General features: G+C 72.0%; 21 protein-coding genes and 1 pseudogene. 13 read left to right on the top strand and 9 right to left on the bottom strand.

What is annotated here, in order from left to right; all coding sequences use genetic code 11:
* Both ABZ896_RS30815 and ABZ896_RS30810 read right to left on the bottom strand, forming a co-directional pair.
* A pseudogene (locus tag ABZ896_RS30815) lies at positions 1-457 on the bottom strand (hypothetical protein); the annotation flags it as partial.
* Between the two features lie 6 nt (positions 458-463).
* Positions 464-847 (bottom strand): BlaI/MecI/CopY family transcriptional regulator, encoded by a 384-nt coding sequence (locus ABZ896_RS30810; protein ID WP_360936264.1) that lies wholly within the window; start codon positions 845-847, stop codon positions 464-466.
* Positions 848-948: 101 nt separating this feature from the next.
* On the opposite strand from ABZ896_RS30810, the gene ABZ896_RS30805 reads away from it, so the two are divergent.
* The 4 genes from ABZ896_RS30805 to ABZ896_RS30790 all read left to right on the top strand — a co-directional run bounded on the left by ABZ896_RS30805 (position 949) and on the right by ABZ896_RS30790 (position 3,583).
* Complete coding sequence (locus tag ABZ896_RS30805) at positions 949-1,164, top strand: twin-arginine translocase TatA/TatE family subunit (RefSeq protein ID WP_360936262.1); 216 nt, start codon at positions 949-951, stop codon at positions 1,162-1,164.
* Between the two features lie 101 nt (positions 1,165-1,265).
* Positions 1,266-1,907: a hypothetical protein gene (locus ABZ896_RS30800; RefSeq protein WP_360936260.1), complete on the top strand. Its 642-nt coding sequence runs from the start codon at positions 1,266-1,268 to the stop codon at positions 1,905-1,907.
* A gap of 48 nt (positions 1,908-1,955) precedes the next feature.
* Complete coding sequence (locus ABZ896_RS30795; protein WP_360936258.1) at positions 1,956-2,702, top strand: DUF1775 domain-containing protein; 747 nt, start codon at positions 1,956-1,958, stop codon at positions 2,700-2,702.
* A gap of 281 nt (positions 2,703-2,983) precedes the next feature.
* On the top strand, positions 2,984-3,583 hold the full coding sequence (locus ABZ896_RS30790) for a hypothetical protein (protein WP_360936256.1): 600 nt from the start codon (positions 2,984-2,986) through the stop codon (positions 3,581-3,583).
* Here the strand turns inward: ABZ896_RS30790 and ABZ896_RS30785 are convergent.
* Positions 3,580-4,428, bottom strand: coding sequence for an isocitrate lyase/phosphoenolpyruvate mutase family protein (locus ABZ896_RS30785; protein WP_360936255.1), 849 nt, complete (start codon positions 4,426-4,428; stop codon positions 3,580-3,582). The two genes, ABZ896_RS30790 and ABZ896_RS30785, sit on opposite strands and share 4 nt — an antisense overlap.
* Positions 4,429-4,634: 206 nt before the next feature.
* A complete protein-coding gene (locus tag ABZ896_RS30780; RefSeq protein ID WP_360936253.1) occupies positions 4,635-5,765 on the bottom strand; it encodes a helix-turn-helix domain-containing protein in 1,131 nt (376 codons plus the stop codon).
* Between the two features lie 273 nt (positions 5,766-6,038).
* On the opposite strand from ABZ896_RS30780, the gene ABZ896_RS30775 reads away from it, so the two are divergent.
* The 7 genes from ABZ896_RS30775 to ABZ896_RS30745 all read left to right on the top strand — a co-directional run bounded on the left by ABZ896_RS30775 (position 6,039) and on the right by ABZ896_RS30745 (position 13,379).
* Positions 6,039-7,823, top strand: coding sequence for an FAD-binding dehydrogenase (locus tag ABZ896_RS30775; RefSeq protein WP_360936251.1), 1,785 nt, complete (start codon positions 6,039-6,041; stop codon positions 7,821-7,823).
* Between the two features lie 98 nt (positions 7,824-7,921).
* The gene (locus ABZ896_RS30770; RefSeq protein ID WP_360936249.1) at positions 7,922-8,308 is read left to right on the top strand and encodes a DUF6153 family protein; all 387 of its coding nucleotides are present in this window, start codon (positions 7,922-7,924) and stop codon (positions 8,306-8,308) included.
* 53 nt (positions 8,309-8,361) lie between these two features.
* The gene (locus tag ABZ896_RS30765) at positions 8,362-8,988 is read left to right on the top strand and encodes a DUF305 domain-containing protein (RefSeq protein WP_360936247.1); all 627 of its coding nucleotides are present in this window, start codon (positions 8,362-8,364) and stop codon (positions 8,986-8,988) included.
* 131 nt (positions 8,989-9,119) lie between these two features.
* Complete coding sequence (locus tag ABZ896_RS30760; protein ID WP_360936245.1) at positions 9,120-9,908, top strand: fumarylacetoacetate hydrolase family protein; 789 nt, start codon at positions 9,120-9,122, stop codon at positions 9,906-9,908.
* A 116-nt stretch (positions 9,909-10,024) separates the two neighbouring features.
* Positions 10,025-11,497 carry a family 43 glycosylhydrolase gene (locus ABZ896_RS30755; RefSeq protein ID WP_360936244.1) on the top strand — a complete coding sequence of 491 codons (1,473 nt, stop codon included), beginning with the start codon at positions 10,025-10,027 and terminating at the stop codon, positions 11,495-11,497.
* A 28-nt stretch (positions 11,498-11,525) separates the two neighbouring features.
* Complete coding sequence (locus tag ABZ896_RS30750; RefSeq protein ID WP_360936242.1) at positions 11,526-12,965, top strand: family 43 glycosylhydrolase; 1,440 nt, start codon at positions 11,526-11,528, stop codon at positions 12,963-12,965.
* Positions 12,966-13,058: 93 nt separating this feature from the next.
* Positions 13,059-13,379 carry a DUF3040 domain-containing protein gene (locus tag ABZ896_RS30745; RefSeq protein ID WP_360936239.1) on the top strand — a complete coding sequence of 107 codons (321 nt, stop codon included), beginning with the start codon at positions 13,059-13,061 and terminating at the stop codon, positions 13,377-13,379.
* Between the two features lie 6 nt (positions 13,380-13,385).
* Here ABZ896_RS30745 and ABZ896_RS30740 read toward each other — a convergent pair whose 3' ends face one another.
* Positions 13,386-13,970: an HAD-IIIA family hydrolase gene (locus tag ABZ896_RS30740; RefSeq protein WP_360936237.1), complete on the bottom strand. Its 585-nt coding sequence runs from the start codon at positions 13,968-13,970 to the stop codon at positions 13,386-13,388.
* A gap of 76 nt (positions 13,971-14,046) precedes the next feature.
* Complete coding sequence (locus ABZ896_RS30735; RefSeq protein ID WP_360936235.1) at positions 14,047-15,261, bottom strand: cytochrome P450; 1,215 nt, start codon at positions 15,259-15,261, stop codon at positions 14,047-14,049.
* Between the two features lie 195 nt (positions 15,262-15,456).
* Here ABZ896_RS30735 and ABZ896_RS30730 point away from each other — a divergent pair, with 195 nt between their 5' ends.
* Complete coding sequence (locus tag ABZ896_RS30730; protein ID WP_360936233.1) at positions 15,457-15,897, top strand: SRPBCC family protein; 441 nt, start codon at positions 15,457-15,459, stop codon at positions 15,895-15,897.
* Positions 15,898-15,955: 58 nt separating this feature from the next.
* Positions 15,956-17,206: a lanthionine synthetase LanC family protein gene (locus ABZ896_RS30725; protein ID WP_360936231.1), complete on the top strand. Its 1,251-nt coding sequence runs from the start codon at positions 15,956-15,958 to the stop codon at positions 17,204-17,206.
* Positions 17,207-17,229: 23 nt separating this feature from the next.
* On the opposite strand, the gene ABZ896_RS30720 is transcribed toward ABZ896_RS30725, so the two are convergent.
* From ABZ896_RS30720 to ABZ896_RS30710, 3 genes are all read right to left on the bottom strand, one after another.
* Complete coding sequence (locus tag ABZ896_RS30720; protein WP_360936229.1) at positions 17,230-18,480, bottom strand: XdhC/CoxI family protein; 1,251 nt, start codon at positions 18,478-18,480, stop codon at positions 17,230-17,232.
* A gap of 34 nt (positions 18,481-18,514) precedes the next feature.
* Positions 18,515-19,972 carry an NCS2 family permease gene (locus ABZ896_RS30715; RefSeq protein WP_360936227.1) on the bottom strand — a complete coding sequence of 486 codons (1,458 nt, stop codon included), beginning with the start codon at positions 19,970-19,972 and terminating at the stop codon, positions 18,515-18,517.
* Between the two features lie 76 nt (positions 19,973-20,048).
* A complete protein-coding gene (locus tag ABZ896_RS30710) occupies positions 20,049-22,463 on the bottom strand; it encodes a molybdopterin cofactor-binding domain-containing protein (RefSeq protein ID WP_360936225.1) in 2,415 nt (804 codons plus the stop codon).
* Between the last annotated feature and the right edge of the window lies 1 nt (position 22,464).

Here is a 22,464-nt window from a genome sequence, read left to right as displayed (position 1 = left end):
AGAGCGTGTCCTCGATCGCCTTGTCCAGGAGGCCGTTGGTCGTGTAGTGGTCGTCCGTGAACAGCAGGTGCAAGGTGTTGCCGATGAGGTTGCGCAGCCCGGCGAGGGCCCGGTGCGCCCGGCGCCGCACGCGCGCGTGCCGCCACAGCGCGCGCCCGCACACCGCGGCGACCGCCAGCAGCGCCGGGATCGCCGCCGTGCCGGCCACCTCGTCGTACGGCACGGCCTCCCGGACCTCCGGGTCGGACCAGCCGTCGGGCAGCGGGTTGCCGGGCAGCTGCGCGGTGCCGACGACCATGAGCAGGCCGAGGCAGACCGTGCTGCACAGGGCCATCACCCCGGCCACGCCGGTCAGCAGCCGGGTGGCGACGCGCGGATGCAGATGCTGCTCGGCGAGCCGCGCGATCGGCCAGGCCGTCAGCGGCAGGACCAGCGGCAGAAAGACGAACACCCCCATGAGGCCTCAGTCTTCCCTTTCAGGGGTCTGCCCCAGCAGTTCCCGCAGCAGCTTCTCGTCGTCCGCGTCGAGCGAGGTGACGAAGCTGGCCAGCACCGCCTCGCGGTCGTTCTCGCCGTCGAGGAGGCGCCGCATGCGGTGCGCGGCGAGCCCGGCCTCGTCGGCGACCGGGGTCCACACGAAGGAGCGGCCCGAGCGCTCCCGGGTCACCACGCCCTTGGCCAGCAGCCGGGTCAGGATCGTGATGACCGTCGTATAGGCGAGGCCGGCGCCGAGGCGTTCCTGGACCCAGCCCGCGGTCGCCGGTCCGTCCGCGTCCCGCAGGGCCGACAGGACCTGCACCTCCAGCTCGCCCTGTCCCCGCCGCCGGGGCCGCCGGTGGTCCGTCATGCCCACTCTCCCTTCCGCCGCCTCGTCGCGGACGCCCTCCCACCCTATATCTACAATGGTGTAGATTCGGCTCGCGTCGTCGTCTGCCGGAGGGCCCTGACATGTTCGGACTGAGCGAGCTCGCGATCATCCTGGTCGTCGTCATAGCCGTCCTCGCCGCCAAGAAGCTTCCCAACCTGGCCCGTTCGGCGGGCAAGTCGGCGCGGATCCTCAAGGCGGAGGCCCGTGCGGCCCAGGACGACCCCGGTCCGCGCCCGGTGATCCAGGGCGAGGTCGTCCCGCCGGCCGCCGAGCAGCCGGGCGCCGGCTCCCGCTGACCCCCGCCGACTCCCGCAAGGGAGCGCGTGGCGCAGCCGACAGCGGCAGTCCGGGGCTTCGGCTGCCGCGGGGGCGTGCGATGCCCCATGATGAGCGGGCCATGTACCAGCCCGTCACGACGTCCCGTGCGCCCCTGCCCGTTCTGCGGGCCGCGGTGTTCGCCGTCGTCGGCACGGTGCTCGGGGTGAGCGCCCACCATCTGCTCGCCGAGGGGCCGGTGCCGTGGGCACCGGGCGCGGCCGCGGCGGGCGTGCTCTTCGGAGTCGGTCTGGTCGGGGTGCGCAGACCGCGCGGTCTGGCCACGGTCGTCGCGTGCAGTGTCGCGGGACAGTCCGGGCTGCACCTGTGGCTGACGCTGACCTCGCACCCGTCCACCCCGGTCATGGCCCACCACGGCGGCCACCTCCACGAGTCCCATCTGGCCTGGCATGCCCGGCTGCACGGCTCCCTGGCCATGACGGCGGGCCACGCGCTGGTCGCCGCCCTGGTCGCGGTCCTGCTGCACCGCGCGGACACGGCCTGCTGGACGCTGGCCCGCGGGGTGACGGCGGCGCTGGACGCCGTACGGGATCTTCTGGCCGCCGTACGGCCGCTGTTGACCCGGACTGCGGCTCTCGAAGCCTTCCAGGCACCGCTGTTCGTCCCTTCCGACGGCGAACGGCCGCCTCCGGTACGGCCGTTGCTGGCGCACGCGGTGGTACGGCGGGGTCCGCCGGCGACGAGCGCAGCTCTCGCCGTCTGACCTCATCGGGACCCTCGTCCCGCCGAACCGCCCTGTCTGGAGACAGCCATGTCCCGCACCACCCTGACCCGTCTGTCGGTCGCCGCCGCCACGGCCGCGACCGCCGTCCTGCTCACCGCGGTACCGGCCGCCGCGCACACCGAGGTCGAGGCCGACAAGCCGCAGGCGCTCGCCGAGAACGTCACCGTGTCGTTCCACGCCGAGGCCGAGTCCGACACCTCCGGGATCACGCAGGTCCGCGTGGTCCTGCCCGAGGGCATCGCCCCCGCCGACGTGGCCTACGGCAAGGGCCCCGAGGGCTGGAAGTTCACCGCGAGCGCCGACGGCTACACCGTCGGGGGGCCGGAGCTGAAGACCGGCGCGAGCGCCGAGTACTCCGTGGTCGTACGGCAGTTGCCGGACGCGAAGGAGGTCGCCTTCAAGACGCTCCAGACCTACGGCGACGGGCATGTCGACCGCTGGATCGAGCTGGACGAGAAGAGCGACACCCCGGCGCCGACGCTGGCGCTCAAGGCGGCGGCCCCGGGCGCGAAGCCGCTCAGCCCCTCCCCCACGGCGACGCCCACACCGACCCCGACCCCGACGCCCACACCCTCGCCCGAGGAGACGGCCCCGTCGACCTCCCCGCAGGCCGCGGACACCGAGAAGGACGACGAGGGCGGCCTGTCCGCCGCAGCCTGGACCGGCATCGTCGCGGCGGTGCTGGTGGCGGCGGGGGCGGTGGCTTTCGCGGTACGGCGCAGGGGGGCGACGCCGGCACAGGCGGCGGAGGAGGAGCCGCAGAAGCAGGAGTAGGCGCGGAAGGAGGAGCCACTGAAGCAGGAGCACGCGCCGGAGGAGTGGGCGGGCCGCCCTCGGCTGGATCCAGAGCTTGGCGCCGTACGTGATGTCCGCGCCGAGGCCGGGCCGGATCGACCGGAGGCAGTCCGGCGGGCGTCGGCCGAGCAGCCGGGGCGGGGCCGGACATCGCGTCGGCCCGCCCCTTCGGCTCCGCGTCCGCGAATTCCCCCGTGCTCCGGATGAATCCCCCCGCTCCGGGTAGGCCAGCCCCACGGTGTACCCGGAGATGGAGTGCCATGACCTGTGCGAACCCTCCTGCACGGCACGGGACCTGGGCGGCGGTGGTCGCGGTGGCCGCCCTGGTCCTCACCGGAGCGTGTGACGGCGACGGGGGCGGTGACGGCGGTACGAGTCCGTCGGCGTCGCCCTCCGTCACCGGTTCGCGGAGCGCGGCGACGGACGCGTCCCCGTCGCTCTCCGCCTCGCCGACACCGACCGCCACGGCACCCGAGGACCCGGAGTCCGCCGAGCGGGACATCAGGGAGGCGTGGCGGGTCCTCTTCGATCCGCAGTCCTCCTCGGAGGAGCGCAGTGACGTCGTCGAGGACGGCGCCGAGAACTCCCTGATGATCGACAACCTCTTCCGCGACCCGTCCGGACGCAAGCTGCGCGCCGAGGTGACCGCCGTGTCGTACACCTCGGACCTGCGCGCGGACGTGACCTACGAACTCACCCGTGACGAACGGCCGTTGGACACCGGCGGGCCGGGCGCGGCCGTGCTCCAGGACGGCTCCTGGAAGGTGGCCCTGCGCACGGTCTGCGGTCTGACCCGGCACGCCGAGGACGCCCCCGAGGCACCGAGCTGCGTGCTCACGCCGACGCCCACACCCTCCTAACTGCGGAAAATGCCGTTGAGTTCGTTCTGGGAGAGCTGGTCGGCCGCGTACGAGAAGGTGCCGAGGTCCGCCAACTCCCGTGCCGCGGACAGCAGATGGCGGTACATCGCGCGGGCGATGCTGCCGCCGACCGTGACTCGCCGGACGCCCAGTTCACGCAGGTCGTCCAGGGAGAGCGCGTTGCCGGTCAGGCCCATGACCACGTTGAGCGGGCCGTCGATTTCGCGGACCAGCGTCCCGATGGTCTCCGCGTCGGCCGCCCCCGGCACGAACGCGCAGTCCGCGCCCGCCTCCAGATACGCGTTGGCCCGTCGCACGGCCTCGTCGAGCGGGCCGCCGACGAGCAGCACATCGGTACGGCCGACCAGGACGAAGGGCTCACCGGCGGCGCTCAGCGTCTCCCGGGCCGCGCGGACACGGTCGACGGCGAGCTTCTCGTCGTAGAGCGGACGGGCACGGTCGCCGGTGAAGTCCTCGATGTTGCCGCCCGCGGCCCCGGCGGCGAGGGCCAGCGAGATCGTCTCCGCCACGGTCTCCGGCGCCTCGCCCCACCCGTCCTCCAGGTCGGCGCTCAGCGGTACGTCGATCCCGGCCGCGATCTCGCGCACGCGGCCCAGCATGGTGGCGCGGTCGACGCGGTCCTCGGACGGCTGCTCGGCGAACCAGTCGTGGTCGGGGCGGCCGAGGGAGAAGGCCACGCCCGCGCTGGTGGTGGCCACGGCGGGGAATCCGGCCGCCGCGAGGATGCGGGCGCTGCCCACGTCCCAGGCGTTGGGGAGCAGGAAACAGCCCTCCCGATGCAGGTCGGCGAAGCGCTGCGCCCGTGCTCGACTCTCGGTGTCCACGCGATCCTTCCCGGCCGGTCGCCCCTCGACGGCCTCCAGGAGAACCTACGCCGCTGCCTGCGGCGCATGGGCGGGGGCGGGGGCGGGTGCCTGCGGCGCATGGGCGGGTGCGGGCCGGTGGGGGCTGGTCGCGCAGTTCCCCGCGCCCCTACGGGGGTTGCACGTGTCGCCGCCGACAAAGCGCCCCCGATGCCGGTCCCCGTCCCTCAGGCGTCCCGTCCCAGCCATGTCTCCAGCGCCCACCACCACTGAAGTGTCCGTACCGGGCCCGATCGTTGATCGGTGAGGGCCCAGCCCGTGATCTGCTGGAGTCGGCCGAGGCGGTAGCGGATCGTGTTGGGGTGGGTGAACAGGGCCGCGGCCGTCTGGTCGAGGCGGCGGCCCTGGTCCAGGAACGTGCGGGCGGTGAGGGCGAGTTGGCGGTGGAAGTCGTCGGCGGGGTCCAGGGAACCGAGCAGGCGGCGGCTCAAGTGCGCGCCGAGGAGCGGTTGTTCGGCGAGCGCCACCTCGGCCGCGAGGTCCGTGAGGTCGTACAGGCCGGTCCGTCCGGCGGGTCCGCCCACCTCGACCGCGCGGGCGCACAGCCGGTACAGCGCGCGCAGTTCGCCCGCGGGGGCGGCCGGGGCCACGACGACCAGGGCGCCCGGCGGGATCTCCTCGGGGTCCGGAGGACGCGGGGCGACTCCGGCCACATGGCCGTCGAGGAGGGCGGAGACGGGCAGGGCGTGCGGGTGGGCGGCGGTCGCGGCGAAACAGTGGTGCAGGCCGGCGGCGCCCGGACGGATGCCCGCGCGCGCCAACTCCTCGGCGGGCGGGACCACTCCGTCCAGGAGCAGCTGCCTGAGCAGACGTCCGCGCACCGCGCCCGCCTCCCGGGGCGTCTCCTGCTCGGCCGCCCGGTAGCCGTTGACGACATGCCGTTCGACCGCGTCGCCGTACTCCTTCATGCGCAGCACGACCGAGAGCAGCACGGCGTCCGGGACCCCGGCGTCGCGGCAGCGGTCGACGGCGATCTCCACCGCGCGGGTGAGCCCCGCCTGGACGCCCTGGAGGACGGAGGTGACGGCGATGCCCTGCACCGCGCGGTCCGCGCCGAGCAACAGGGCGGCGCCGAAGTCCTGTTCGTCCACGTCCTCGGCGCGGCCGAGCGCGGTCAGCCAGGGTCCGGCGGCCCGGATCAGGGCGACCACGTGCGAGCGGGTCTCGGCCTCGCCGATGCGGGCCAGTTCCGGGGAGCGGGTGCGGGCGGCGCGGACGAGCTCGCCGCACACGTCGGTGTCGCCGGCCATGTCCAGCAGGACCCCGACGACCGGCTCGGGTCCGTGGACCACGGTCATGCGCACCTCCCGCACTGTCTCCGAACCACACGGCCCCGGACCACATGTCGCCCGGCCACATGGCCGCAGCGCACATGTCCCCGGACCACATGGCCTGGGACCACACTGTCTGCGGGCCACAACGTCTCCGGGCCCGTGTTGACGCCCGGCCACTACCGCTCCGGCATGACGTGCTGGTTTCCTGTGGGCTACCGACGGTAACAGCGCAGTTGGCGCAGCAACACCCTTTGCCCTCTCTTGACTTTCCCGTGTCACCTGCCCCGGAGGCGCTCCATGGACACGCCCGCAGCCGTCAACGGCGTCACCCGCCGTCACGCCCTGACCGTGGCCGGCGGGGTGGCCGCGGCCACCGCCCTCACCGCGCACGGCTTCCCCGCCGCCGCGGCCGAGTCCCAGGACGCCGACGCGATCGTCGTGGGCCACGGACTCGCCGGACTCGTCGCCACCGCGGAACTCGCCGCCGCGGGGCGCAAGGTGCTCCTCCTCGACCAGGAGCCCGAGGCGAGCCTGGGCGGCCAGGCCTTCTGGTCCTTCGGCGGACTGTTCTTCGTCAACTCCGACGAACAGCGGCTGATGGGCGTCCAGGACACCTACGACCTGGCCTGGCAGGACTGGCAGGGCACCGCCGGCTTCGACCGGGGCGTCGACGACCCCGCCGGACAGGACTACTGGGCCGCCAAGTGGGCCAAGGCGTACGTGGAGTTCGCCTCCGGCGAGAAGCGCTCCTGGCTCGCCGGGCTCGGCATGCAGTGGTTCCCGATCGTCGGCTGGGCGGAGCGCGGCGGCGGCCTCGCGACCGGCCACGGCAACTCCGTACCGCGCTTCCACGTCACCTGGGGCACCGGCCCTGCCGTGGTCGAGCCGTTCGAGAAGAAGGTCCGGACAGCCGTCGCGAGCAAGCTCGTCACCTTCAAGTTCCGCCACCGCGTGGACGAGTTGGTGACGACCGGCGGGGTGGTGACCGGGGTGCGCGGCGCGGTCCTGGAGCCCAGCGACGCGGCCCGCGGCAAGCCCAGCTCCCGTACCGTCGTCGGCGACTTCGAGCTGCGCGCGCCGGTGGTCGTCGTCACCTCGGGCGGTATCGGCGCCAACCACGATCTCGTACGCCGGAACTGGCCCGCGCGGATGGGCACTCCGCCCGGGTTCATGGTGACCGGCGTCCCCGCGCACGTCGACGGCCGCATGCTCGCGATCACCGAGAAGGCGGGCGGGCGGATCGTCAACCCGGACCGCATGTGGCACTACACGGAGGGGCTCCGCAACTACGACCCGATCTGGCCGGGGCACGGTATCCGCATCCTGCCCGGGCCGTCCTCGATGTGGTTCGACGCGAAGGGGCGCCGCTTCGACACACCGGACATCCCGGGATACGACACCCTGCACACCCTCAAGACCATCGTCGACTCCGGGTACGACTACTCGTGGTTCGTCACGACCCAGAAGATCATCGCGAAGGAGTTCGCGCTCTCCGGGTCCGAGCAGAACCCGGACCTCACCAACAAGAACATCTGGCAGCTGCTCACCCGCATCTGGCAGACCCCGGAGCCGATCGAGCGGTTCAAGAACAAGGGGGAGGACTTCGTCGTCGCGACGACGCTGACCGACCTGGTGGCCGGGATGAACAAGCTCACCGGGGACAACCTGATCGAACTCGCCGATCTCAAGCGGCAGATCGAGGCGCGGGACCGGGAGATCACCAACTCGTACACCAAGGACGTCCAGGTGATGGGCATCCGCAACGCCCTCAACTACCCGGGCGACACGCTCAGTCGTACGGCGTCCATCCACCGGATCCTGGACTCGTCCGCGGGGCCGCTGATCGCCGTACGCCTCAACGTCCTCACCCGCAAGACGCTCGGCGGGCTACAAACCGACCTGTCCGGGCGGGTGTTGGGGGCCGACGGGTCGCCGGTTCCCGGTCTTTACGCGGCCGGGGAGGTCGCCGGGTTCGGGGGTGGCGGGGTGCACGGGTATCGGTCGCTGGAGGGGACGTTCCTCGGCGGGTGCCTGTTCTCCGGGCGGCAGGCGGGGCGGGCCGCGGCGGAGGCGACGGCGTAGCGGGTGACTCCGTGAACGGGCACCGCGTCGGGGCCGTACCTCATCCCGTACGACCCGGCGCACAGCCCTGCCACAGCAGCCCTCTAGGATGAATCCCGATGACCGGCCCGACGCAGTTCCGCACGCGAACGCCCTCGTGGCGCGCGCTGTGCGTGCTCGGGCTGCTCGTCGGGCTGTTGGGCATGCACGCCCTGGCCCCCGTCGGCGGGCTCTCCAGCCATCACGAGACCTCCGCCCGCGTGGCCGTCGCCGCCGTCAGCGCCGACCAGGACTGTCACGACGACTGCGGCTCGGGACACATGCGCCACGCCGACGTCACCTGCGCGTCGGCCTCCGTCGGGGGCGCGCCCGCGCTGCCCGCGCTCGGCTCCGACCCGTCGGCGGCCGTCGTACGACCCGATGCCCTGTGTGCCCAGACGGCGGCCGGTCAGGACGGCGCCCGCGCACCACCCTCCCTCGCGGAACTCCAACTGCTGCGGATCTAGACACGACGTGCTCCGTCGCGTCCAGATCCCTTTCACAGCACAGGAGTTCCAGCATGCGCACCACCCGTACCCTGACCCGTCGCGCCTGTCTCGCGGCGGTGGCCGTCGGTGCCGCACTCACCCTCGCGGCCTGCGGCGGTGACAACGGCGACGACAGCGACAGCGGTTCCGCCGCCTCGTCGCCCTCCGTGTCCGCCGAGGCGTCGGCCGCGGCCCACAACGAGCAAGACGTCTCCTTCGCGCAGGGCATGATCCCGCACCACCAGCAGGCCGTGGAGATGGCGAAGCTCGCCGCCGGCCGGGCGTCCTCCGCCGAGGTCAAGGACCTCGCCGCGCGCGTCGAGAAGGCGCAGGGCCCGGAGATCACCACCATGACCGGCTGGCTGAAGTCCTGGGGCGCGAAGGTCCCCGAGTCGATGCCCGGCATGGACCACTCCGGGATGGCCGGCATGGCCGGGATGATGTCCCCCGACGACATGGCGAAGCTGGAGAAGGCCTCCGGCAAGGAGTTCGACACCATGTTCCTGACCATGATGGTCGAGCACCACGAGGGCGCCGTCGAGATGGCGACGACCGAGAAGGACAAGGGCGCCTCCGAGGACGCCAAGACGATGGCCGACGCCATCGTGACCACACAGACGGCGGAGATCGCCGAGATGAAGAAACTGCTCGCGGGCTGACGCGCGCACGCGGCCCGGCGCCTACGCCCAGTGGGTGCCGGGCCGCCTCTCTGCTGTAGCCTCTACTCCAATTGGAACGATCACTACGTCAAGGCGGCCAGGGCGGCCGGTGCGGCGGCGAGGAGCACCGGATGAGCCTGACCTACGTACAGCGCGAGGAGGCCGCCCGGCTGCTGCGGGAGGCCGAGCACCGCGCGACGCCGGTCGGCCCGCTCTCCGCCCTGTTGCCCGGACTGGACCTCGCCGGCGCCTATGCCGTACAGCGGGACAACGTCTCCTGGCGGGTGGCCGACGGGGCCACCGTCATCGGCCACAAGGTGGGCCTGACCTCGGCCGCGATGCAGCGCCTGCTCGGCGTCGACGAGCCCGACTTCGGACATCTGCTCGACGACATGGTCCACCGCGACGGGGCCGCCGTCCGCGTCGCCCGGTACTGCGCGCCGCGCGTCGAGCCCGAGATCTGCTTCCGGCTCGCGCGGCCGCTGTCCGGTCCCGACGTCACCGTCGAGGACGTCCTCGCGGCCACCGACGCGGTGGCGCCCGCGCTGGAGATCGTCGACAGCCGGATCCGGGACTGGCGGATCACGCTCGTCGACACGGTCGCCGACAACGCGAGTTCGGCGGGGCTGGCCTGCGGCCCGTGGACCCCGCTCGCACAGCTGCCCGACCTCGCAGCCGTCCCCGTCGACCTGGTCGTCGACGGGGAGCGCGTCGCCTCCGGGAGCGGCGCGGAGGTACTGGGCCACCCGGCCGCCGCCGTGGCCTGGCTCGCCCGCACCCTCGCCGACTTCGGCGGCGCCCTGGAGCCTGGGCACGTGGTGCTGCCCGGCGCGATGACCACCGCCCCCTTCGTCACGGCGGGCCAGAAGGTGGAGGCGCACTTCGGCCTCCTCGGCCCGGTGTCACTGACGTTCACCTGAGTCCGCGTGTTTACATCCACGTGACGGAAGCGTTGACGCGGGCATGACTTGCCCTTACCTTCTGACCGAAGTTACGAACCTCGTTCGAAATAACGAACAGGACAGGACGGTCCGGGATGCGTCGGCTGCTCGTCTGCGTGCTCGCTCTGCTGCTCGCCCTGGTGTCGGGAACCTCATCGGCCTCCGCCGCCGACGGCCGCCCGTACACCAACCCGCTGAAGTCCGCCAAGGGCGCGGATCCCTGGCTGGAGTACTACGACGGCAACTACTACCTGATCACGACCACGTTCACGGGCATCCTCGGCATCCGGAAGTCGCCGACCCTCGCGGGCCTGGCCACCGCGCCCAGCGTGCAGGTGTGGTCGGACACCACGGCGACCCGCAACACCAACATCTGGGCCCCGGAGATGCACTTCCTGGGCGGGCACTGGTACGTCTACTACTCGGCCGGCCAGGGTGGTGTGGCCTGCTGCGACTCGCAGCGCACCCATGTCCTGGAGAGCGCCGGGACCGACCCGCTTGGCCCGTACACCTACAAGAACACGCTCACCGGATCTGACCTCACGCCGGGCGGCTGGCTGATCGACGCGAGCGTGCTCCAGCACAACGGCGGGCTGTACCTGGTCGGCAGCGGGTTCGTCGGCGGCAGTGCGCAGAGCCTGGTCATCGCGCCGATGAGCAACCCGTACACGCTCGCGAGCAGTACGTTCACCGTCATCTCCGGTCCGACGCTGGACTGGGAGAAGTCCGGCGCCCCGGTCAACGAGGGCCCGGAGCCGCTGTATCACGGCGGCCGGACCTTCCTCACCTACTCGGCGAGCTACTGCCAGACCGCCGACTACAAGCTGGGCCAACTGGAGTTGACCGGCTCCGACCCACTGAGCCCCGCGTCCTGGACCAAGAAGCAGACGCCGGTCTTCCAGCGCAGTGACGCCAACGGCGTGTACGGGCCGGGCCACAACGGCTTCTTCACCTCGCCGGACGGCACCGAGAACTGGATCGTCTACCACGCCAATGCGTCCGCGAGCGGCGGCTGCGGCAACGGACGGACCACCCGCGCCCAGGAGTTCACCTGGAACGCCGACGGCACTCCGGACTTCGGGACCCCGGTCGCCCTCGGCACCACCCTCCCCGGCCCGTCCGGCGAGACAGCGGCCACGCCGACGTCGTACACGATCGTCAACCGCAACAGCGGCAAGTGCCTTGACGTGAACGGCGGTTCGACGGCCGACGGCGCCAACATCCTCCAGTGGACCTGCAACGGCGGGACCAACCAGAAGTGGAAGGTCGAGGACCTCGGCGACGACACCAGCCGGCTGGTGAACGTGGCGACCGGCAAGGTGGCCGACGTCGCCGACTGCTCGGCCGCGGACGGCGCCGACATCCGCCAGTGGTCCTGGCTCGACAACAAGTGCCAGCGTTTCCGGCTGGTGTTCACCGCCACCGGCGACTACGTGCGGATCGTCAACGAGTCCACCGGCAAGGTCGCCGACGCGGCCGACTGCGGGACCGCGAACGGCACCGACGTACGGCAGTGGACCTGGCTGAACAACACCTGCCAGCAGTGGCGCCTCGTACCGACGACGTGACCGGACCCCTCGAACTCGGAGAACTCCCTTGAGACGTATAGCCGTTCGGCTGCTGACGGCCCTTCTCACCGCCGTCCTGATCGGCGTCGGCATCCCCGCGCACGCCGCCGTGCCCGACTCCCCCGCCGTGACCTACACCAACCCGATCGCGGAGAAGCGGGCCGACCCGCACATCTTCAGACACACCGACGGCTACTACTACTTCACGGCGACCGTCCCCGAGTACGACCGGATCGTGCTGCGCCGGGCGACCACCATCCAGGGCCTGTCGACGGCCGCCGAGACCACGATCTGGACCAAGCACTCCAGCGGGGTCATGGGCGCGCACATCTGGGCGCCGGAGATCCACTTCATCGACGGCAAGTGGTACGTGTACTTCGCCGCCGGGTCGACGAGTGACGTGTGGGCGATCCGGATGTACGTCCTGGAGGGCACCGGCGCCAACCCGTTGACCGCCACCTGGACCGAGAAGGGCCAGATCAAGACCACCTGGGAGAGCTTCTCGCTGGACGCGACGACCTTCGTCGTGAACGGCGTGCGCTACCTCGCGTGGGCCCAGCGCAACCCGGCCGAGGACAACAACACCAGCCTGTTCATAGCCAAGTTGGCCAACCCCTGGACCATCAGCGGGACTCCGGCCGAGCTGTCCCAGCCGACGCTGTCCTGGGAGACGATCGGGTACAAGGTCAACGAGGGCCCGGCGCTGATCCAGCACGGCGACAAGGTCTTCATGACGTACTCGGCGAGCGCCACGGACGCCAACTACTGCCTGGGCATGCTCACCGCGTCCGCGACGGCCGACCTCACCAACCCGGCTTCCTGGACGAAGAGTTCGGTCCCGGTGTTCCAGTCCAGCGCCGCGACCTCGCAGTACGGGCCGGGCCACAACTCCTTCACCACGTCCGAGGACGGCAAGTCGGACATCCTCGTCTACCACGACCGTAGCTACAAGGACATCAGCGGCGACCCGCTCAACGACCCCAACCGCCGTACCCGTGTGCAGAAGGTCTACTGGAAGGCCGACGGCACCCCCGACTTCGGCATCCCGGTCGCCGACGGCGTCACGCCCCAGCGCCTGTCCTCGTACAACTTCGCGGACCGGTTCATCCGGCACTGGGAGTACCGGGCGAAGATCGAGGCGAACGTCTCGCCGCTCGCCGACTCGCAGTTCCGGGTCGTCACCGGTCTCGCGGGCAGCGGCACGGTCTCCCTGGAGTCGGCCGACTTCCCCGGCTACTACCTGCGGCACAAGAACTTCGAGGTGTGGGTGGAGAAGAACGACGGCACGACGGCCTTCGCCGCCGACGCCAGCTTCCACCAGCGCGCGGGGCTCGCCGACTCGGCGGGGGTCTCGTACGAGTCGTACAACTACCCCGGCCGCTACGTCAGGCATTACAACTACCTGCTGTACGTCCAGATCCCGAGCACGGCGACCGACCGGGGGGACGCGACCTTCTACGCCCAGTGACACCCCCTGCCCGGCGGGCCGTGATTGGTCCGCCGGGCTGCGGGCACCCGGAGAGGGAGTTCCGGATCCGGCAGGAGTGCGCGAGGAGCGACGGTGACGACAGGGCGACTTCCCGATCACGAGCAGCGCATCCTCGACGACATGGAACGCGCCCTGCGCCGCGACCGCCGCCTTGACCGGCGGTTGCGCACACTCAAGGTGCGCAGGCGTCCCGATCTCTCCGGTCCGGTCGCGCGGGTGGCCGGCTACCGACCGCACCCACTGACCGCGGCGGTCCTCCTCGCGGTGTCGATCACCCTCATGGTGATCGGGATCCGCACCTCCGACCCCGCCGTGATCTGGACCTTCGCCGGGGTGTGGCCGCTGACGCTGTTCGCGGGGTTCCGGCTGCTGTGCCGGTGGTCCGAGCCGTGAGCCCCGTCATCGCGGCCCCTGCTTGTACGCCGACCTGATCGGCCCCTCGTCCACCAGCACCCGCCCCGTCGGCGTCCCGGCGAGCAGCGCGCGTACGGCGGTGCGCAGGTCCGGCGCCACATGGTCGGCCCGTGCCGTCTCCTCCGGCCCGGTCCGCCCGTCCGGTACGAGGATCCCGTGCGCGCCCGCCCGGTGCGCGGCCTCGGTGTCCGCCAGGGTCCCACCGACGACCGCGCACCGGTCGGGCGGGGTGCACAGGCGTCCCACGGCCCACAGGAGGAGCCCCGGCTCGGGCGGCCGGCAGTGACAGCCGTCCTCGGGCGCGTGCGGACACACCCCGCGGACGTCGAAGGGGCCGAGGAGTTCGTCGACCCGGCGGTCCACGGCCCGTACGTCGGCGTCGGTGAGCCGGCCGCGCGCGATGCCGGGCTGCCGGGTGAGGAAGCCGGTGCGGACACCGCCCAGCCGGAGCATGCCGAGGGCCTCGCGGGCACCGGCGACCGGGCGCACCCGCTCCGGGTCGGCGTTGTCCGGGACGTCCTCGACGAGGGTGCCGTCGCGGTCGAACAGCACGGCACGCACGCGGGTCATGAGACACCTCCTGGCTCTGGCGTGGCTCTCGGGCACGGGTACCCCGCAGGGGCGGTCCATGCCGTGAGAGCACGATCTACCAGGTCAGGTGCAACTGCTGCGGCGAGCGGTGGATCATCGTCGGGCGCATGGTGACCGGCTGATCCTCGGCCAGCCGCAGCCCCGGCAGGCGGCTGGTCAACTCCTGGAGTGTCAGACGGAGTTGTTCGCGGGCCAGCTGGGAGCCGGGGCAACTGTGCACGCCGAGACCGAAGGCGAGGTGGCGGCCCGGCGGGCGGGTGATGTCGAACGCGTCGGGGCGCGGATGCCGCTCCCCGTCCCGGTTGGCGCTCCCGAAGGCCACGAACACGGCGGCTCCGGGCGGGAGTTCGGTGCCCGCGAGGGTGAGCGGCCGGGTGGTGACGCGGCGGAATCCCTGGATGGCGCCGTCGTAGCGGGCGACCTCCTCGACGGCGGCCGGGATCCGCTCCGGTTCGGCGCACAGCAGCGCCCACTGGTCCGGGTGGCGCAGCAGGTGCAGGACGGTCGTGCCGATCAGCGCGGTGGTGGTCAGATGCCCGGCGATCAGCAGGTTCTGGAGGTGGGAGACGAGGGCGTGCCGGTCCTCCAGGGTCAGCTCGCCGGGGGACGCGAGGTCGGCGACGAGCTGGGTGCACAGGTCCTCGCGCGGTTCGGCGTGCCGCTCGCGCACATACCGGTCCAGGAGGTGCTGCGTCGCCACGACGTCCTCGGCGGCGGCGATCTGCTCGGCCTCCGCCAGCGGCCGGAACAGCAGTTCCTCGGCGCGGTGTCCGCCGTGCACGGCGAGCGGGACGTCGGCGGGGTCCAGGCCGACGATCCGCCCGATGACCTCGCCGGGCAGCCGTCGCGCGTAGGCGGACATCAGCTCGACCCGGCCGTCCTTGGCGAACCCGTCGACCAGGGCGGCGGCGCGCTCGGCGGCGTACGGGAGGACGGCGGCGACCCGGGACGGGGAGAGCCCGCGCACGATCGGCGCACGTAAGTGCTGGTGCGGATCGCCGTCGGTGGTGAGAACGACCGGGCGGCCGCCGAACCCGCCGCCCAGGACGGCGAGCGCGGCGGGCGTCGGCAGGACGTCGGGCACGAGGGTGTTCGCCGACGAGAAGTCCTCGGGGCGGCGCAGCACTTCGCGTACGTCGGCGTCCCGGGCGACCAGCCAGGCGTCCAGCTCGGGGAGGTGCACCAGGCCGTCGGTCCCGCGGGCCCGTTCGTAGTGCGGGTACGGGTCGCTCTGCAACGCGTCGAGCCTGCCCTGCCGTTCGCTGTCCACGAGACGCCCCCCTTGCGGCCGGTGGTGCGGGTCGCGCTCATGGTGCCGTACGGGTGCACGCGTGTACATGCGTAGACACGTCAGCCTGTGGGCCACCTTCCCCCGTACGCCTTCCCGCTCACCCGGCGCTGCCCCAACGATGTGAGACCGCTGTGAAGGGCCCTGTGAACAGTGCGGATTCCCTAAGATCACCTCGTGGTCACCTTCCTCCTCGAACGCACGGCCCCGCTCTCCCAGGACGAGGCCTGGCGCCGTCTGACGACCTGGTCCCGCCATGGCGAGGTCGTCCCGCTGACCCGGATCAGGGTCCGGCCGCCCGGCCCGACGGCCGTCGGCACGGTCGTCGTCGCCCGCTCGGGGATCGGCCCGCTCTCCTTCGACGACCCCATGGAGGTCACGGCCTGGCGCCCGCCGGCCGACGGCGAACCCGGCCTGTGCCGGCTGGAGAAGCGGGGCCGGGTGGTGCGGGGCTGGGCGGAGCTGGAGGTGCACCCCGGCCCGGGCGGCCGGGCCCGGGTGGTCTGGCAGGAGGAACTGCGGATCCGGCTGCTGCCGGGGGCGTTCGACCCGGTGGTGGGGGCGGTGGCACGGTCGGTGTTCGGGCGGGGGTTGAACGCGCTGCTGCGGAAGCCGTGACCGGCGAAGCCGCAGGGCTCCGGTGGCGTCCTTACCCGGTCATGCAACAGTGGTCGCCATGACGGCAGTTGAGGGTACGACGGTGCGGACGGACCAGGTCGAGGAGCTCGCGGCGGACGGGCTGCGGTGGTTGATCTCCACCGCGCGGGAGTCGGAGGACGGAGGGCTCGGGTGGCCCGCCACACCCTCCGCGGACACGACCGACCCGACCCTGTACAGCGGCACGGCCGGCGTCATCGCCGTACTCCTGGAAGCCTGGCGGCACTTCGGGGACGACATGTACGCGGACCTCGCCTCTCGCGCGGCCCGTTCCGTCGCCGCCTCGGACGAAGCACACGACTCCCTGTACTTCGGCCGGACCGGTATGGCCCTCGTCCTGCGGGCCGTTCAGGAGAGCCTCGGCGACACCGCGTCCGGCGCCGCGGCCGACCGCGTGCTCGAAGGCGTGCGGACCCGCTTCGACGGGCGGCGCTGGAACGAGTTCTCCGACCTGATGGGCGGCAACGCGGGCATCGGCCTCGGCGCCCTGTTGGTGGGGGACGCCGATCTCGCCGTACTGGCGCTGGAGCCGTTCCTGGAGTGGGCCGAGCAGACCCCGTACGGCGTGACGTGGGCCCATCGCGAAGGCGTCGAGTCCCGTCTGCACCACATCTCGCACGGCGCCCTCGGCATGGCCTACGCGCTGGCCCGGGTGGGCCACGCGACCGGCCGTCCCGACCTGGTGGACCTCGCGCTGCGGGGCGCCGCGGACACCGTGGGCCGCGACCAGGACAGGCCCGACGGGTTCCTGGTGCTGCACTCGACCCCGCAGTACCGCCCGGACGTGATCCAGCCCGTCAGCTACGGCTGGTGCCACGGACCGGCCGGTGACGCCCAGGTGTTCCGGCTACTGCGCGATCTCGACGGCGACCCCGCGTGGGCGGTCCTCGCCGACCGCTGCTGGCACACGGTCACCCACTCCGGTGTCCCGCGGCGGCTGCGCCCCGGGTTCTGGGACAACAACGGCCGCTGCTGCGGCACTTCGGGTGTCCTCGCCCTCGCCTGTGACCGGCTCGCGGAGGGGCGGGAGGCGCGCGACCTCGCCGAGGTCCTGGTCGCGGACCTCGCCGCCCGCGCGGTCCGGGACGCCGACGGCGCCCGCTGGTCCAACGTCGAGCACCGGGCCACTCCCAGCGACCTCGAACCCCGCACCGGCTGGGCGCAGGGCGGCGCGGGGATCGTGCGCGAGCTGCTGCGGTTCGTACGGATCAGCCGGGGCGGCGACCCGGCGTACGCGTTCACGTGGCCGGACCAGCCCGCGGTCGGCTGAACGGGCCCCCGGATACGGGGAGTTCAGGCCACCGACCCGATCCGCCGGGCCGTCGCCGCTGTGCCGTCGTGATGGATCGGCGTGTGCGCTCCGGTCAGGGAGAGGCCGCTGCCGCCGCGCCGGTTGGCGACGATCTCCGAGGCGATCGACAGGGCCGTCTCCTCGGGGGTGCGGGCGCCTAGGTCGAGGCCGATCGGGGACCTGAGACGGGCCAACTCCAGCTCGGTGACGCCCACTTCGCGCAGCCGCTCGTTGCGGTCGAGGTGGGTGCGGCGGGAGCCCATCGCGCCGACGTACGCCACCGGCAGACGCAGGGCCAGCTGGAGGAGCGGTACGTCGAACTTGGCGTCGTGGGTGAGGACGCACAGGACGGTCCGGGCGTCGACGTGAGTGCGCTCCAGGTAGCGGTGCGGCCAGTCGACGACGATCTCGTCGGCGTCCGGGAAGCGGGCCTGCGTGGCGAAGACCGGGCGGGCGTCGCACACCGTGACGTGGTAGCCGAGGAACTTACCGATGCGGACCAGCGCCGAGGCGAAGTCGATCGCACCGAAGACGATCATGCGGGGCGGCGGGACGGACGACTCGACCAGCACGGTGAGCGGGGCCCCGCAGCGGGAGCCCTGCTCGCCGATCTCCAGGGTGCCGGTGCGGCCGGCGTCCAGGAAGGCACCGGCCTCCGCCGCGACCGTGCGGTCCAGTTCGGGGTGGCCGCCGAGGCCGCCGTCCCAGCCGAAACCGCCGATGCCACCGCCCGGGCCGGAGCCGCCCTCCCGGCCGAGACCACCGTCCCTGCCCATGCCACCGCGCCCGCCAGAGCCGCCGTCCCCCGCGTCACCGGGCCGGACCACCAGCGCCCGCCCGACCAGCTCCGCCGGCCCCGACACCACCCGCGCCAGGGCGGCCGCCTCGCCGCGCGCGGCGGCTTCGAGGGCGCCCCTGACCGTCGTACGGACGAGGTCGCCCGCCCGGACCGGAGTGACCAGGATGTCGATGATGCCGCCGCAGGTGAGGCCGACGGCGAAGGCGTCATCGTCGCTGTAGCCGAAGCGTTCGAGGACCGACTCCCCGTCTTCCAGGGCCTGTTGGCACAGTTCGTACACCGCGCCCTCGACGCAGCCGCCGGAGACCGAGCCGATCGCCGTGCCGTCGGCGTCCACCGCGAGGGCGGCACCGGGCTGGCGGGGGGCGCTGCCGCCGACGGCCACGACGGTGGCCACGGCGAAGTCGCGTCCCTGCTCGACCCACCGGTGCAGCTCTTCGGCGATGTCCAGCATCTCTCGGTCTCCTTACGGCAGTTGAGTGGACGGGCTAGTGAACGCCCAGCCAGCTCTCGATCGGGTTGAGGGCGAAGTAGACGAGGAAGATCGCCGTGAGGGCCCACATGAAGGCCCCGATCTCCCGCGCCCTGCCCTGGGCGGTCTTGATGGCGACGTACGAGATCACGCCGGCGGCGACGCCCGCGGTGATGGAGTACGTGAAGGGCATGATCACGACGGTCAGGAAGACCGGGATCGCGGTGGCGCGGTCGGCCCAGTCGACATGGCGGGCGTTGGTCATCATCATGGCGCCGATCACCACCAGGGCGGCGGCCGCGACCTCGCCCGGCACGATCGCCGTGAGCGGGGTGAAGAAGAGACAGGCGGCGAAGAACAGCCCGGTGACGACCGAGGACAGCCCGGTGCGGGCGCCCTCGCCGACCCCGGTGGCCGACTCGACGAACACGGTCTGGCCGGAGGCCCCCGCCACCCCGCCGATCGCGCCGCCCGCGCCGTCGATGAACAGCGCCTTGGACAGGCCCGGCATCCGGCCCTGGTCGTCGGCGAGCTTGGCCTCGGTGCCGACGCCGATGATGGTGGCCATCGCGTCGAAGAACCCGGCGAGCACCAGCGTGAACACGATCATGCCGACCGTCATCGCGCCGACCTCGCCCCAGCCGCCGAACTCGACCTTCCCGAAGAGCGAGAAGTCCGGCATCGACACCGCGCTGCCGTGCAGTTCGGGTGCGCCGCTCGCCCACTGCTTCGGGTCCACGGCACCAACTGCGTTGAGAACAACGGCCAGTACGGTCCCGCCGAGGATGCCGATCAGGATCGCGCCGGGGACTCCCCGGGCCTGGAGCATGAAGATCGCGAGGAGGGTGACGGCGAACAACAGGACGGGCCAGCCCGCGAGTTCGCCCGTCGGACCGAGCGTCACCGGGGTCGCCTTGCCCTGGTGGACGAAGCCGGCCTTGTAGAAGCCGATGAGGGCGACGAACAGGCCGATGCCCATGGTGATCGCGTGTTTCAGGGCGAGCGGGATCGCGTTCATGATCATCTCGCGCAGGCCTGTGACGACCAGCAGCATGATGACCACGCCGTACATCACGCACATGCCCATCGCCTGCGGCCAGGTCATCTGCGGGACGACCTGCGAGGAGAGCACGCCGGAGACGGAGAGGCCGGCGGCCAGCGCGAGCGGGACCCTGCCGAGGAAGCCCATCAGCAGCGTGCTGAGGGCCGCCGCGAACGCGGTCGCGGTGATCAGCGCCTGCTGGCCGAGCATGTCCCCGGCCACGTCCTTGCCGGACAGGATCAGGGGGTTGAGCAGAAGGATGTACGCCATCGCCATGAAGGTCGTGACGCCGCCGCGGAGTTCGCGGGCGACGGTGGACCCCCGCCGGGATATGTGGAAGTACCGGTCGAGCCAGGACCGGCCGGCCGGGACGCGGGTGCCTGCGCCCGCGTCCTCGGCGGTGGTCCTGGGCTCCAGGGACTGCTGGGTCATGGTGCCGTCTCCCAAGTTTCAAAGGGGGTTGGGATTTCACGACCCGGGGGACGGCCCGAGACGAACTGGGGGTGTGTCACACGGTGCCGGTCAGATGTTCCGGACGGACCGGCGTGCGGTTCAGCTCCAGCCCGGTCGCCGCGCGAATCGCCGCGAGGACCGCGGGAGTCGACGACAGGGTCGGTGCCTCGCCGATGCCACGGAGCCCGTACGGCGCGTGGTCGTCGGCGAGTTCGAGCACGTCGACGGGGATGGTCGGCGTGTCGAGGATCGTGGGGATGAGGTAGTCCGTGAAGGAGGGGTTCTTCACCTTCGCCGTCTTCGGGTCGACGATGATCTCCTCCATGACCGCCACGCCCAGGCCCTGGGTCGTGCCGCCCTGGATCTGGCCGACGACGGACAGCGGGTTGAGCGCCTTGCCGACGTCCTGCGCGCAGGCCAGCTCGATCACCTTGACCAGGCCGAGCTCGGTGTCGACCTCGACGACGGCGCGGTGCGCGGCGAAGGAGTACTGGACGTGCCCGAAGCCCTGTCCGGTGCGCAGGTCGAAGGCCTCGGTCGGCCGGTGCCGCCACTCCGCCTCGACCTCGACGGCCTCGTCCTCCAGGACGTCGGCCAGGTCCGCGAGGACCTCACCGCCGTCGGTGACGACCTTGCCGCCCTCCAGAAGCAGTTCGGCGGTGGCCCAGGCCGGGTGGTAGGAGCCGAACTTGCGGCGCCCGATCTCCAGGACCTTCTCGCGGACCAGCTCGCAGGAGTTCTTGACGGCGCCGCCGGTGACGTAGGTCTGCCGGGACGCGGACGTCGAACCGGCGCTGCCCACCTGGGTGTCGGCGGGGTGGATGGTCACCTGGCTGACGCCGAGTTCGGTGCGGGCGATCTGCGCGTGGACGGTGACCCCGCCCTGGCCGACCTCCGCCATGGCGGTGTGCACGGTGGCCACGGGCTCGCCGCCGACAACCTCCATGCGCACCTTGGCGGTTGAGTAGTCGTCGAAGCCCTCGGAGAAGCCGACGTTCTTGATGCCGACCGCGTAGCCGATGCCGCGTACGACGCCTTCGCCGTGGGTGGTGTTGGACAGACCGCCCGGCAGCTGCCGTACGTCCGCGCCCTCGCTCGACTCCCACTGGCGCTCCGGAGGCATCGGCATCGCCTTGACGCGGCGCAGGAGTTCGGCGACCGGGGCGGGCGAGTCGACGGGCTGCCCGGTCGGCATGATGGTGCCCTGCTCCATGGCGTTCAGCTGCCGGAACTCCACCGGGTCCATGCCCAACTCCGCGGCCAGCTTGTCCATTTGGGCCTCGTAGGCGAAGCACGCCTGGACCGCGCCGAAGCCGCGCATCGCGCCGCAGGGCGGGTTGTTGGTGTAGAGCGCGATGGCCTCGATCTCGACGTCGTCGACGACGTACGGCCCGATCCCGAGCGAGGAGGCGTTGCCGACGACCGCCGGGGAGGCGGAGGCGTACGCGCCGCCGTCGAGGACGATCCGGCACTTCACGTGGGTCAACTTGCCCTCGCCCGTGGCCCCGTGCTCGTAGTACAGCTTCGCGGGGTGGCGGTGGACGTGCCCGAAGAAGGACTCGAAGCGGTTGTAGACGATCTTGACGGGCTTGCCGGTGCGCAGCGCGAGCAGACACGCGTGGATCTGCATCGACAGGTCCTCGCGGCCGCCGAACGCGCCGCCGACACCGGACAGCGTCATGCGCACCTTGCGCTCGGGCAGGCCGAGGACGGGCGCGATCTGGCGCAGGTCGGAGTGGAGCCACTGGGTGGCGACGTAGAGGTGGACGCCGCCGTCCTCCTCGGGCACCGCGAGGCCGGACTCGGGGCCGAGGAAGGCCTGGTCCTGCATGCCGAAGGTGTACTCGCCCTTGACGACGAAGTCGGCCTTCTTCGCGGCCTCTTGGACGTCACCGCGGATGATCGGCTGCCGGTGGACGATGTTCGGGTGCGGGACGTGCCCGATGTGGTGGTCGTCGCGGCCCTCGTGGACGAGGATCGCGTCCGGGGCGGTCGCGGAGGCCTCGTCGGTGATGACGGGGAGTTCGCGGTACTCGACCTTGATCTTGGCGGCGGCGCGGCGGGCCGTCTCCGGGTGGTCGGCTGCGACGATGGCGACCGGCTCGCCGTGGTGGCGGACCTTGCCGTGGGCGAGGACGGGCGTGTCCTGGATCTCCAGCCCGTAGTTCTTCACCTCGGTCGGCAGGTCGTCGTACGTCATGACGGCGTACACGCCGGGCAGCGCGAGGGCCTCGCCGGTGTCGATGGAGACGATCTCGGCGTGCGCGACGGTCGAGCGGAGGATCTGCCCCCAGAGCATGTCCTCGTGCCACATGTCGGAGGAGTACGCGAACTCTCCGGTGGCCTTCAGGGTGCCGTCGGGGCGGAGCGTGGACTCGCCGATGCCGCCCTTGGTCTGCGAACCCTGGTTGATCTTCGTAGGAGCGCCTTTGGTGGACGCGGCTTGGGTGGACGTGCCTTTGGTGGGCATG

It is taken from the genome of Streptomyces sp. NPDC047072 (genome assembly GCF_040643855.1).
In the GTDB taxonomy this organism is placed as follows: domain Bacteria; phylum Actinomycetota; class Actinomycetes; order Streptomycetales; family Streptomycetaceae; genus Streptomyces.
The sequence above is the reverse complement of the archived record's forward strand: the minus strand, read 5'-3'. Positions and strand labels throughout refer to the sequence as shown.